We start from the raw sequence: 12,043 nt of genomic DNA on the forward strand, positions 1-12,043 counted from the left end.
CTGCACTAAAGCAGCGCCTGAACTGGTTGGATCGATTGATCAGCATAGCATCAGCGACCAAAGCAATCCGTTTGCTCTTCACCCCTGGATTTGGGGTCGTCCACACGCTTCAAGCTGTGTGGACAGGGCACTCAACAAAAACAAGAAGCCCGATAAAAAAACAATAAGAGCACGCAACGACTTGATGGGGAGCTTAGGCTCCCCATGTCGTTTCTCCCCGCCTTAATCGCCTTTCGGCACCGCCTACACCATTCCGCCAGTAAATGCTAGAATCCCCCGCCATCATGCGGCCATTCTCCTAGTCTTGGCCGAACATTCCTTCAAACAGTGCATCCCATGCTGAAGAAGCTGTTCCAGTCGTTCCGTCCTCCCATCAGTGGTCAGCACCACAGGCGCACCACGCCTGAAGTGATCAACAAGAGCCAGCACTCGCTGCAGCGCAGCCAGTTCAGCCGCCACGCCGTGAGCATCGTCGAGCGCCTGCAGGGCGCCGGCTACCAGGCCTACCTGGTCGGCGGCTGCGTGCGCGACCTCCTGCTGGGCATCACCCCCAAGGATTTTGACGTCGCCACCAGCGCCACGCCCGAACAGGTGCGTGCCGAATTTCGCAATGCCAGGATCATTGGCCGGCGCTTCAAGCTGGTCCACATCCATTTCGGCCGCGAAATCATCGAAGTCGCCACCTTCCGCGCCCACCACAGCGAAGATGACCAGGGTAACAGCCACCGTTCGTCGCACAACGCCAGCGGGCGAATCCTGCGCGACAACGTCTACGGCACCCTCGAAGACGACGCCCAGCGTCGCGACTTCACCATCAACGCCCTGTACTACGATCCGGTCAGCGAGCGCATCCTGGACTATGCCAATGGCGTCCACGACATTCGCAATCGCCTGCTGCGCCTGATCGGCAACCCGACCCACCGCTACCAGGAAGACCCGGTGCGCATGCTGCGCGCGGTGCGTTTCGCCGCCAAGCTCGACTTCGGCATCGAGAAACATACCGTCCAGCCAATCCGCGAACTGGCCAAGCTGCTGCGCGAAATCCCGCCGGCCCGCCTGTTCGAGGAAGTGCTCAAGCTGTTCCTGTCGGGCCAGGGGGCAATCGCCTTCGAGATGCTGGTCGACCTGGACCTGTTCGAGCCCCTGTTCCCGGCCAGCGCCCATGCCCTGGATGAACGCCCGACCTACACACACACCCTGATCAGCCAGGCTCTGGCCAACACCGACCTGCGCGTCAAGCAGGGCAAACCGGTGACCCCGGCCTTCCTGTTCGCCGCACTGCTGTGGCCTGCCCTGCCGGCACGCGCCCTGTACCTGCAAAGCCAGGGCGTACCGCCGATCCCGGCGATGAACGAAGCCGCCCACGACCTGATCGCCGAACAGTGCCAGCGCATTGCTATTCCCAAGCGCTTTACCCTGCCGATCCGCGAAATCTGGGACATGCAGGAACGCCTGCCACGGCGCAGCGGCAAACGTGCCGACATGCTGCTGGACAACCCGCGCTTCCGCGCCGGCTACGACTTCCTGCTGCTGCGCGAAAGTGCCGGCGAAGAAACCGATGATCTGGGCCAATGGTGGACCGACTACCAGGACGCCCACGACAGCGAACGCCGCGACATGATCCGCGAGCTGGGTAGCCGTGACGAAGGCTCGGGGCCAGCCCCGCGCAAACGCAAGCGCAGCAACAGCAAGCGCAAGAGCGGCGGTGGCGACGAGGCCTTCGACTGAATATGCCGGTACGCGCCTATATTGGCCTGGGCAGCAATCTCGACGCCCCCGCCGAGCAACTGCGCAGCGCCCTCCAGGCGCTGGATCAGATCGCCGGGACGCGCCTGGTGGCCACTTCGGCGTTGTACACCAGTGACTCCCTGCTGCCCGGCCAGCCGCGCTACACCAATGCGGTCGCTGCCCTCGACACCGACCTGGCACCGTTGGCGTTGCTCGATGCCCTGCAGGGTATCGAGAACGACCAGGGTCGGGTGCGCAAGGAGCGCTGGGGCCCGCGCACACTCGACCTGGATGTACTGCTGTTCGGCGATCAGCTCATCGATGTGCCACGCCTGAAAGTGCCGCATTACCACCTGCATGCCCGCCCCTTCGTGCTTTATCCACTGGCCGAACTGGTCTCTGACGACTTCCATCTGGCAGACGGCCGCAGCCTCGCGCAACTGCTCCAGGACTGCCCGTTCGTCGGGCTGGAACGCTTGTAATCCGGGCGTTTCAGCCATCGGTAACGCCAGTAACACCCTGATCGTAACAATGCGGTAACAGGGTGATTGACTTCCCCCCCATCGCTCACGACTATAGGCGTCCCGCGGCGCCCATATGCCGCATCACACCCATTTAGGCCCGGACAGCCCTGTGACCGAACATCACGCACGATGATGTGCCGCTCCGGAAGATGAATACACGCGTTGTACGCAGTCGTTTTTCACAGCGCCTGAACGAGGATTTCGCTACATGCCTGAAGTAACCCTGACCACCCTGCATGGCCTGAAGGCCAAGGGTGAGAAAATCACCATGCTGACCTGCTACGACGCTACCTTCGCCAAGGCCGCCAGCCAGGCCGGCGTCGAGGTGCTGCTGGTTGGCGATTCGCTCGGCATGGTCCTGCAGGGCCATGACAGCACCCTGCCCGTCACCACCGACGACATGGCCTACCACACCGCCTGCGTCAAACGCGGCAACGACGGTGCGCTGATCCTGGCCGACCTGCCCTTCATGGCCCATGCCACGCTCGAGCAGTCGTTCGCCAACTGCGCCAAGCTGATGCGCGCCGGTGCGCACATGATCAAGGTCGAAGGTGCCGCCTGGCTGGCCGAAACCATCCGTCTGCTGGCCGACCGCGGCGTGCCGGTGTGCGCGCACATGGGCCTGACCCCGCAGACCGTCAACGTGCTCGGTGGTTACAAGGTCCAGGGGCGCCAGGAAGGCCAGGCGCAACAGATGCGCGCCGATGCCATCGCCCTCGAGCAGGCTGGCGCCGCCATGCTGCTGCTCGAATGCGTGCCCGGCGAGCTGGCCACGGAGATTTCCCAGGCGGTGAGCATTCCAGTAATCGGTATCGGTGCCGGCAGTGGTACCGACGGTCAGGTACTGGTGCTGCACGACATGCTGGGCCTGTCGCTCAGCGGTCGCGTGCCGAAATTCGTGAAGAACTTCATGGCTGGCCAGCCCGATATCCAGAGCGCCCTGGCGGCCTACGTCAAGCAGGTCAAGGACGTGAGTTTCCCAGCACCTGAGCACGGGTTCAGCGCATGAATACCGTCAAGACTGTCCGCGAACTGCGCGCCGCCGTAGCGCGCGCCCGCGGCGAAGGCAAGCGTATCGCCTTCGTCCCGACCATGGGCAACCTGCACAGCGGCCATGCCGCGCTGGTGACCAAGGCCGCCCAGCGCGCCGACTTCGTGGTGGCCAGCATTTTCGTCAACCCGCTGCAGTTCGGCGCAGGCGAAGACCTCGACAAATACCCACGCACCCTCGCCGCCGACCAGGAAACCCTGTTGCAGGCCGGTTGCCATCTGCTGTTCGCGCCCACGGTCGAAGAGATGTACCCCGACGGCATGACCGTGCAGACGCGGGTGAGCGTGCCACAACTGTCCGAAGGCCTGTGCGGCGCCAGCCGCCCCGGGCACTTCGAGGGTGTGGCGACGGTGGTCAGCAAGCTGTTCAACATGGTCCAGCCGGATCTGGCCGTGTTTGGCGAGAAAGACTACCAGCAGTTGGCGGTAATCCGCGCCATGGTGCGTGACCTGAACATGCCAATCCAGATCATCGGTGAGCCGACCGTGCGGGCTGAAGACGGATTGGCGCTGTCTTCGCGCAACGGTTATCTCAACGCTGAGCAACGCGCTGCGGCACCTGCGCTGTACCAGGCGCTGGGCCAACTGGCCGAAGGTATTCGTCGCGGGCGACGCGACTTCGCGGCATTGCTCGACGAGGGCCAGGCCAAACTGGTGGCGGCCGGGTTCCGCCCGGACTACCTGGAAGTGCGTCATGCACTGACCCTGAAGCCTGCGCAGCCGGACGATCGCGACCTGGTGATTCTGGGGGCGGCGTATCAGGGGAGCACGCGGTTGATCGACAACCTCTACCTGCATCTGGACGAGCCTTCGGCGTAATCCAGACCGGCCTCTTCGCAGCACTACGTGCGAGGAGGCCGCAACTGCCCTACCCTGTCCCGAAACCCCGCAAAAATTTCATCCTCCTCCTGCCACTGCCCATTCCCGCCGCCTGACCAATGCCTATAATGGGCCTCTCCTGCAACTGGCAATGACTGCCAGTGTCAAAGCCTGACCATGCCCGAAGGAAACCATCCGCAATGGCGTATTACCGCACTCCCCACGATGTGACGGCCCTGCCCGCCTGGCAGGCGCTCCAGCAGCACCGCGATGCCATGCAGGGGTTCAGCATGCGCGACGCCTTCGCAGCCGACCCCAAGCGCTTCGAGCAATTCTCGCTCAGCAGCTGCGGCCTTTTTCTCGATTACTCGAAGAACCTGATCAACGAAAAAACTCGCGAACTGCTGGTCGACCTGGCCCAGGAAGTTGGCCTGGCTGATGCGATCAAGTCGATGTTCAGCGGCGAGATCATCAACGGCTCCGAAGGCCGTCCGGTACTGCACACCGCCCTGCGCCGCCCGGTTGGCGACAAGCTCAGCGTGGGCGGCGTCAACGTGATGCCCGAAGTGCACAAGGTTCTCAACCAGATCACCGAACTGGTCGGCCGCATCCATGACGGCCTATGGCGCGGCTACAGCGAAAAGCCGATCACCGACGTGGTCAACATCGGCATCGGCGGCTCCTTCCTCGGCCCCGAACTGGTTTCCGAGGCCCTGCTGCCCTACGCCCAGCGCGGCGTGCGCTGCCACTACCTGGCCAACATCGACGGCAGCGAGTTCCACGAACTGTCAGCCAACCTGCGCGCCGAAACCACCCTGTTCATCGTTTCGTCGAAGTCGTTCAACACCCTCGAAACCCTGAAGAATGCCATGGCGGCACGTACCTGGTACCTGGCCCAGGGCGGCTCTGAAGCCGAGCTCTATCGCCACTTCATCGCAGTCTCCAGCAACAAGGCCGCCGCCGTGGCCTTCGGCATTCGTGAAGAAAACATCTTCCCGATGTGGGATTGGGTGGGCGGGCGCTATTCGCTGTGGTCGGCCATTGGCCTGCCGATCGCCCTGGCCATTGGTACTGCCAACTTCAAGGAGCTGCTCTCCGGCGCCTACACCATGGACCAGCATTTCCAGACCGCCCCGTTCGAGAAGAACATGCCGGTCCTGCTGGCCCTGCTCGGCGTTTGGTACGGCAACTTCTGGAATGCCAGCAGCCACGCGATCCTGCCGTATGACCACTACCTGCGTAACATCACCAAGCACCTGCAACAGCTGGACATGGAGTCCAACGGCAAGAGCGTTTTGACCGACGGTTCCCCGGTGAAAACCGAGACCGGCCCGGTGATCTGGGGTGGCGTTGGCTGCAACGGTCAGCACGCCTATCACCAGTTGTTGCATCAAGGCACCCAGATGATTCCGGCCGACTTCATCGTGCCGGTGGTGAGCTTCAACCCGGTGGCCGACCATCACCAGTGGCTGTATGCCAACTGCCTGTCGCAGAGCCAGGCGCTGATGCTCGGCAAGACTCGCGAGGAAGCCGAGACCGAGCTGCGCGCCAAAGGTCTGAACGAAGCAGATATCGAAAAGCTGGCACCGCACAAGGTGATTCCGGGCAACCGTCCGAGCAACACCCTGGTGGTCGAGCGCATCAGCCCACGCCGCCTCGGCGCGCTGGTGGCGATGTACGAGCACAAGGTCTTCGTGCAGAGCGTGGTCTGGGGCATCAACGCCTTCGACCAGTGGGGCGTGGAGCTGGGCAAGGAGCTGGGCAAGGGCGTCTACCAGCGTCTGGTCGGCAGCCTGGAAGACAGCGCCGAAGATGGCTCGACCCAAGGGCTGATCAACTACTTCCGCGGACGTCATCGCGGTTGACCTGAACGCTGAATTCGCGGGCGAGCCCGCTCCTACAGGCCCTTGTAGGAGCGGGCTCGCCCGCGAAGAGGCCAGCACAGGTTGAACAACAGTTCCAGCTACACTGTCCATCGAATAGCCGTTGAAGTCCCTCCGACAAGAGCAGGACCACCCGCCATGTTCGATATCCGCGACTACCCCCAGGCCCTGTCTGTCAGCCAGGCCGCCGAACTCTCCGACGCAGATTACCGCCGCCTCTACCGCCAGTCGGTGGACGATCCCGATACCTTCTGGGCCGAGCAGGCCAAACGCCTGGACTGGATCAAGCCCTGGTCGAGCGTGCAACAGTGCGACCTCAAGACCGGCACCGCACGCTGGTTCGATGGCGCCCAGCTCAACGTCAGTTACAACTGCATCGACCGCCATCTCGACAAACGTGGCGACCAGACCGCCCTGCTCTGGGAAGGCGACGACCCGAAAGACGCCAGACCGATCACCTACCGCGAACTGCATCGCCAGGTCTGCCGCCTGGCCAACGCCCTGAAAGCCCGTGGCGTGAAGAAAGGCGACCGGGTCTGCATCTACATGCCGATGATCCCCGAGGCCGCCTACGCCATGCTCGCCTGCACGCGGATCGGCGCCATTCACTCGGTGGTGTTCGGCGGTTTCTCCCCCGATGCCCTGCGCGACCGCATCCTCGATGCCGACTGCCGCACGGTGATCACCGCCGACGAGGGCGTGCGCGGCGGCAAGCGTATCCCGCTCAAGCAGAACGTCGACAAAGCCCTGGCCAATTGCCCGGATGTCAGCAGTGTGCTGGTGGTCAAGCGCACCGGGGGCAATGTGGCCTGGAGCGAAGGACGCGACCTCTGGTACCACGAAGCCACCGAGCACGCCGGCGACGACTGCGCCCCCGAACCGATGGCCGCCGAAGACCCGTTGTTCATCCTCTACACCTCAGGCAGCACTGGCAAACCCAAGGGCGTGCTGCACAGCACGGCGGGCTACCTGTTGCAGGCAACGATGACGTTCAAGGTGGTGTTCGACTACCGCCACGGCGAAGTCTTCTGGTGCACCGCCGACGTCGGCTGGGTCACTGGCCACAGCTACATCGTCTATGGCCCGCTGGCCAACGGTGCCATCTCGCTGATGTTCGAAGGCGTGCCCAACTACCCGGATATCTCGCGTTTCTGGCAGGTGGTCGACAAGCATCAGGTGAACATCTTCTACACCGCGCCCACAGCCCTGCGCGCCTTGATGCGCGAAGGCAACGCACCGTTGCAGGGTACCTCGCGCAAGAGCCTGCGCCTGCTCGGCAGCGTCGGCGAGCCGATCAACCCTGAAGCCTGGGAATGGTATTTCGAAGCCGTGGGGCAAAAGCGCTGCCCCATCGTCGACACCTGGTGGCAAACCGAGACCGGCGGCATCATGCTCACCCCTCTGCCTGGCACACCACGCCTGAAGCCCGGCTGTGCCACGCAACCGATGTTCGGTGTACAACCGGTGCTGCTGGACGAAAAAGGCAAACCGATCGAAGGCCCTGGTGCCGGCCTGCTGGCGATCAAGGCCAGTTGGCCAGGGCAGATCCGTAGCGTCTATGGTGATCACCAGCGTATGGTCGATACCTACTTCAAACCCATGCCCGGCTACTACTTCACCGGCGATGGCGCACGCCGCGATGCTGACGGCGACTACTGGATCACCGGGCGTATCGACGATGTGATCAACGTATCCGGCCATCGCATCGGCACCGCCGAGGTGGAGAGTGCGCTAGTCCTGCACGACAAGGTCGCCGAAGCTGCGGTGGTCGGCTACCCCCACGACCTCAAGGGCCAGGGCGTGTATGCCTTCGTCACCACGATGAATGGCATCACCGCGGACGATGCGCTCAAGGCCGAGCTGCTGGCGCTGGTCAGCAAGGAGATCGGCAGCTTCGCCAAACCCGAGCTGATCCAGTGGGCACCGGCCTTGCCCAAGACCCGCTCGGGCAAGATCATGCGGCGTATACTGCGCAAGATCGCCTGCAACGAGCTGGACAACCTCGGCGATACCTCGACCCTCGCAGACCCGAGCGTGGTCCAGGGTCTCATCGACACACGCCTCAACCACTAGACGGCCGCCAGGCGGCCAGTACAGGTCGCCATGGAAGCCTTACGTCGCCGCATCGAAACCCAGGTCATGAGCCTCACCGGGCTGGCCCTCGGCCAGCTCGACCTGGAGTCCCCAAAGGGTGACCCAGGCCTGTTCGGCCCGCAAAGCGTCAGCTGGCAAGTACATGGTGATTTCCCCAGCATGCTGATCGGCGGCATCAGCGCATTGATGCTGCAACTGCTGCATCCACTGGCACTGGCCGGGGTCTGGGATCACTCGAATTTTCGCGAAGACCTGCTCGGCCGGCTGCGCCGCACCAGTCAGTTCATCTCCGGTACGACCTTCGGCTCGACGCGAGATGCCGAATGGTTGATCGACAAGGTCCGGAGCATCCACCTCAAGGTGGTTGGCACCGCTCCCGACGGGCGCCATTACGCTGCCAGCGACCCGGACCTGCTGACCTGGGTGCACGTGGCCGAGGTCAGCAGTTTTCTCGCCGCCCACCTGCGCTACTGCAACCCACGGCTGTCAGTGGCTGACCAGGATGCCTACTACGACGAGATCGCCTTGATCGCCGAGCGCCTGGGCGCTCGCGACGTCCCGCGTTCATGTCGCCAGGTGGACGACTACCTGCAGCACATGCGCCCACAACTGCAGTGCGATGCCCGCAGCCTGGAAGTGGTCGGCATACTGCTCGAAGCCCCGGCGCCCAGCCGGCTGGCAGAGCCCGTGGGCAAGCTGATGCTGCACGCGGGCATCGACTTGCTGCCCGATCGGGCCAGCGCCCTGCTCGGTCTGCACCAAGGCCCCCTGCAGCGTCGCATGGTGCGCCTGGGCGTGGAGCGTACAGCGCCCGTGTTGCGCTGGGCCATGCGCGACGGTTCGGCGCATCGCGCCCGGCGGCGGATGGGCTTGCTCTAAGAGTTCTCCGATGTATCGGAACTGATTTGACGTGCCATACTCCAAGCACCTCCGCTCGAGACAGACGACGCCGCACATGCCCAAAGGATTGAATCGCGCCATTGGCGCCTTGCTGGCCATCGTGGCCCTGTACAGCCTGCTTGGCTTCTTCATTCTTCCCGGTGTGGGCCTGCGCATCGCCAACCAGCAACTGGCGCAGTACGCCACCGTGCCGGCGCACCTGCAGCGTATCGAGTTCAACCCGTTCAGCCTTGAGCTGACGTTGTGGGGCCTGCAGATCGGCGAGCCGGGCAAGGAGCAGGTGGCCTTCGAACGCCTCTACGCCAACCTCTCCCTCGACAGCCTGTGGAGCGGCGCCCTGCACCTGGACGCGGTAGAGCTGGACAAGCCGCGCACCGAGCTGCTGTTCGCCAAGGACGGCAGCCTCAACCTCAGTCAGCTGTTCAAGCTGCCGCCGAGCGAGCCGAAACCGGACGAGCCGCCGAGCGATCCGTTCCCGCTGCGGATCGCCAGCATCAAGCTCAACGAAGGCTACCTGCACTTCCAGGACCTGCGCCCGAGCGAACCCATCGAGTTCCTCTACGACTCGATGAACCTCGAACTGAAGAACCTCAGCACCTTGCCGGACGACAGCGCCGACATGACGCTGGTCGCCAACGGCCCCAATGGCGGGCGTATCGACTGGAGCGGCAACCTGAGCCTGTCCCCCATCACCTCCGAAGGCACGCTGAAGATCACCGACAGCAAGATGAAGCTGTTCTGGCCCTACGTACGTGATGCCGTACCGCTGGTGCTGGAAGACGGCGTGCTCAGCCTCGATACCCACTACAAACTGAACCTGTCCAAGGAAACCGAGCTGCTGCTCGATAACGCCTCCGTGCGCGTCGCGCCCTTCGCCATCAAGGCGCCCGATGGCCGCCCGCTGGCGCGCCTGGCCAGCCTTGAGGTCAGCGAAACCTCCATCGACCTGGCCAAGCAGCTGGTGACCGTCGGCAAGATCCGTAGCGAAAAACTCGAAACCTGGGCGGCCCTTGAACGTGACGGCCAGCTCGACTGGCAGAAACTCTTCGCCAGTCAGCCCGCCAAAGCCACCCCCAAGGAAAAGGCCGAGCCCGCCACCGCAGCGCCGCCCCCCGAGGAAAACGCCGCCAAGCAGCCCAGCAAACCCTGGCAGGTTCTGCTCAAGGATGTTCAGGCACGCAACTACATGATTCACCTGGCCGACCGCAGCCAGAAAGAGCCCGTGGCACTCGATGTCGGGCCGCTCAACCTGGACATGCAAGGCTTTGACAGCCTCAACAAGTCGCCCTTCACGCTCAAGCTCGACACCGGCGTGGGCCGCCAAGGCAAGCTGCAGGCTGCCGGCCAGGTCAACCTGGCACCGGTCACCGCCAAGCTGGACGTCAGTACCCGCGACATCGACCTGCGCGTAGCCCAGGCCTACATCAGCCCGTTCATTCGCCTCGAGCTGCGCAGCGGCATGCTCGCCAGCGATCTCAAGGTCGACCTCAAGGGCACCGAGCCACTGGCCTTCAGCGTGGCGGGCAAGGCCCAGGTCAACCAGTTGCACACCCTCGACACGATCAAGGGGCGCGACTTCGTGAAATGGCAGCAGGTGAACGTCGATGGGCTGTCCTATGTGCACGGCGATGCCCTGTCGATCGACAAGGTCACCCTGTTGCAGCCCTACGCGCGCTTCATCATCAACGAAGACCGCACCACCAGTGTCGACGACCTTCTCATCCCGCAACCTGCTGACGCACCAACCGCCAGTCAAGCGAAACCGGCCACAGCCAGCAATGAAAAGCCGCTGGGCATCCGAATCGGCCAGATCGATATCAACGATGGCTCGGCCAACTTCGCCGACCTGACACTGACGCCCAACTTCGCCACCGCCGTGCAGCAGTTGAACGGCCAGATCGGCACCATCAACAACCGCAAGCCGCTCCCGGCGAAAGTGGACGTCAAAGGCAAGGTCGATCGCTACGCGCCGGTGACCATCAAGGGCGCATTGAATCCGTTCGACCCGATGGCCAGCCTCGACATCGCCACCAGCTTCAAGCGCGTCGAACTGACCACCCTGACGCCCTACTCCGGCAAGTTCGCCGGGTTCCGCATCCGCAAGGGACGCCTGAATCTCGACCTGCACTATGTGATCACCAAAGGCCAGCTCAAGGCCGAGAACAAGGTCGTGGTCGAGCAACTGCAACTGGGTGAAAAAGTCGACAGCCCCGATGCCGTCGACCTGCCTATTCGCCTCGCTGTCGCGTTACTCAAGGATACCGAGGGCAAGATCTCCATCGAGCTGCCTGTCACGGGCGATCTCAACAACCCGCAGTTCAGCGTCATGCCGATCGTCTGGCAGACTCTGCGCAACCTGGTCCTGCGTGCGGCGCAGGCGCCGTTCAAGTTCATTGGCGGATTGATTGCCGGTGGCGGTTCGGAGGACCTGGGCAACGTATCCTTCGCTCCCGGCTCCAGCGATCTCAGCAGCGAGGCTCAGTCGGCCCTGGACAAGCTGGCCTCGGCCCTGCAACAGCGGCCAGAACTGCGCCTGGAGATCGAAGGTACCAGCGCACAGAGCAGCGACGGCCCATTGCTCGCCCAACAGCGTCTGGAGCGCGAATACCAGGCGACCTGGTACAAGATCCTGCAGCGGCGCGGTGACAAGGTACCGGCCAATGCTTCGATGCTGGTGGTCGACGACAGCGACAAGCCGGCCATGCTCGAGGGCATCTACCGCACCCGTCTCAAGCAGCAGCCACCTGCAGAATGGGAAAAGCTCAGCCGCGAAGAGCGCACCACCAAGCTGCGCGAGGCGGTGATCAAATCCTGGGCAGAAAGCGCGGCCTTGCTGCGCAGCCTGGGCCAGGACCGGGCGAGCAGCATCAAGGACTACCTGGTAGACAAGGGCAAGCTGGAGGATGACCGGGTGTACTTCATCGACACTACCTTGGGTCAGGCCGAGAGCGACGGGCGAGTGATCACCCCGATGCATCTGGACGCAGAGTAATCCCTGAACACTTTCAGACGCGCAAAGAGAAAGCCCCGGCAGATGCCGGGGCT

The 12,043-nt window shown here is 63.4% G+C and carries 8 protein-coding genes; all 8 read left to right on the forward strand.

The features are described 5' to 3' along the window. Positions 1 to 336: 336 nt before the first annotated feature. On the forward strand, positions 337 to 1,728 hold the full coding sequence (locus tag APH44_RS10325) for a polynucleotide adenylyltransferase PcnB (protein ID WP_054892599.1): 1,392 nt from the start codon (positions 337 to 339) through the stop codon (positions 1,726 to 1,728). Positions 1,729 to 1,730: 2 nt separating this feature from the next. Then, positions 1,731 to 2,210, forward strand: a complete 480-nt coding sequence (gene folK, locus APH44_RS10330) for a 2-amino-4-hydroxy-6-hydroxymethyldihydropteridine diphosphokinase (protein WP_054892600.1) — start codon at positions 1,731 to 1,733, stop codon at positions 2,208 to 2,210. 250 nt (positions 2,211 to 2,460) lie between these two features. Then, positions 2,461 to 3,261 (forward strand): 3-methyl-2-oxobutanoate hydroxymethyltransferase, encoded by an 801-nt coding sequence (gene panB, locus APH44_RS10335; RefSeq protein WP_054892601.1) that lies wholly within the window; start codon positions 2,461 to 2,463, stop codon positions 3,259 to 3,261. Further along, entirely contained in the window at positions 3,258 to 4,121 is an 864-nt protein-coding gene (panC, locus tag APH44_RS10340) for a pantoate--beta-alanine ligase (RefSeq protein WP_054892602.1), read from the forward strand. The genes panB and panC overlap by 4 nt, the downstream gene beginning before the upstream one ends. 200 nt (positions 4,122 to 4,321) lie before the next feature. Continuing rightward, complete coding sequence (gene pgi, locus APH44_RS10345; RefSeq protein WP_054892603.1) at positions 4,322 to 5,986, forward strand: glucose-6-phosphate isomerase; 1,665 nt, start codon at positions 4,322 to 4,324, stop codon at positions 5,984 to 5,986. A gap of 156 nt (positions 5,987 to 6,142) precedes the next feature. Beyond that, entirely contained in the window at positions 6,143 to 8,077 is a 1,935-nt protein-coding gene (gene acs / locus APH44_RS10350; RefSeq protein ID WP_054892604.1) for an acetate--CoA ligase, read from the forward strand. Between the two features lie 30 nt (positions 8,078 to 8,107). After that, on the forward strand, positions 8,108 to 8,977 hold the full coding sequence (locus tag APH44_RS10355; RefSeq protein WP_054892605.1) for an oxygenase MpaB family protein: 870 nt from the start codon (positions 8,108 to 8,110) through the stop codon (positions 8,975 to 8,977). A gap of 76 nt (positions 8,978 to 9,053) precedes the next feature. Next, a complete protein-coding gene (locus APH44_RS10360) occupies positions 9,054 to 11,990 on the forward strand; it encodes a DUF748 domain-containing protein (protein ID WP_054892606.1) in 2,937 nt (978 codons plus the stop codon). Positions 11,991 to 12,043: the final 53 nt, after the last annotated feature.

Origin of the sequence: Pseudomonas sp. NBRC 111143 (genome assembly GCF_001320965.1) — a bacterium.
Taxonomy (GTDB): Bacteria; Pseudomonadota; Gammaproteobacteria; order Pseudomonadales; family Pseudomonadaceae; genus Aquipseudomonas; species Aquipseudomonas machongensis.

Coding starts and splice junctions, on each gene's coding strand:
- APH44_RS10325 (WP_054892599.1), top strand. CDS start 337: ATGCTGAAGAAGCTGTTCCAGTCGTTCCGTCCTCCCATCAGTGGTCAG.
- folK (WP_054892600.1), top strand. CDS start 1,731: ATGCCGGTACGCGCCTATATTGGCCTGGGCAGCAATCTCGACGCCCCC.
- panB (WP_054892601.1), top strand. CDS start 2,461: ATGCCTGAAGTAACCCTGACCACCCTGCATGGCCTGAAGGCCAAGGGT.
- panC (WP_054892602.1), top strand. CDS start 3,258: ATGAATACCGTCAAGACTGTCCGCGAACTGCGCGCCGCCGTAGCGCGC.
- pgi (WP_054892603.1), top strand. CDS start 4,322: ATGGCGTATTACCGCACTCCCCACGATGTGACGGCCCTGCCCGCCTGG.
- acs (WP_054892604.1), top strand. CDS start 6,143: ATGTTCGATATCCGCGACTACCCCCAGGCCCTGTCTGTCAGCCAGGCC.
- APH44_RS10355 (WP_054892605.1), top strand. CDS start 8,108: ATGGAAGCCTTACGTCGCCGCATCGAAACCCAGGTCATGAGCCTCACC.
- APH44_RS10360 (WP_054892606.1), top strand. CDS start 9,054: ATGCCCAAAGGATTGAATCGCGCCATTGGCGCCTTGCTGGCCATCGTG.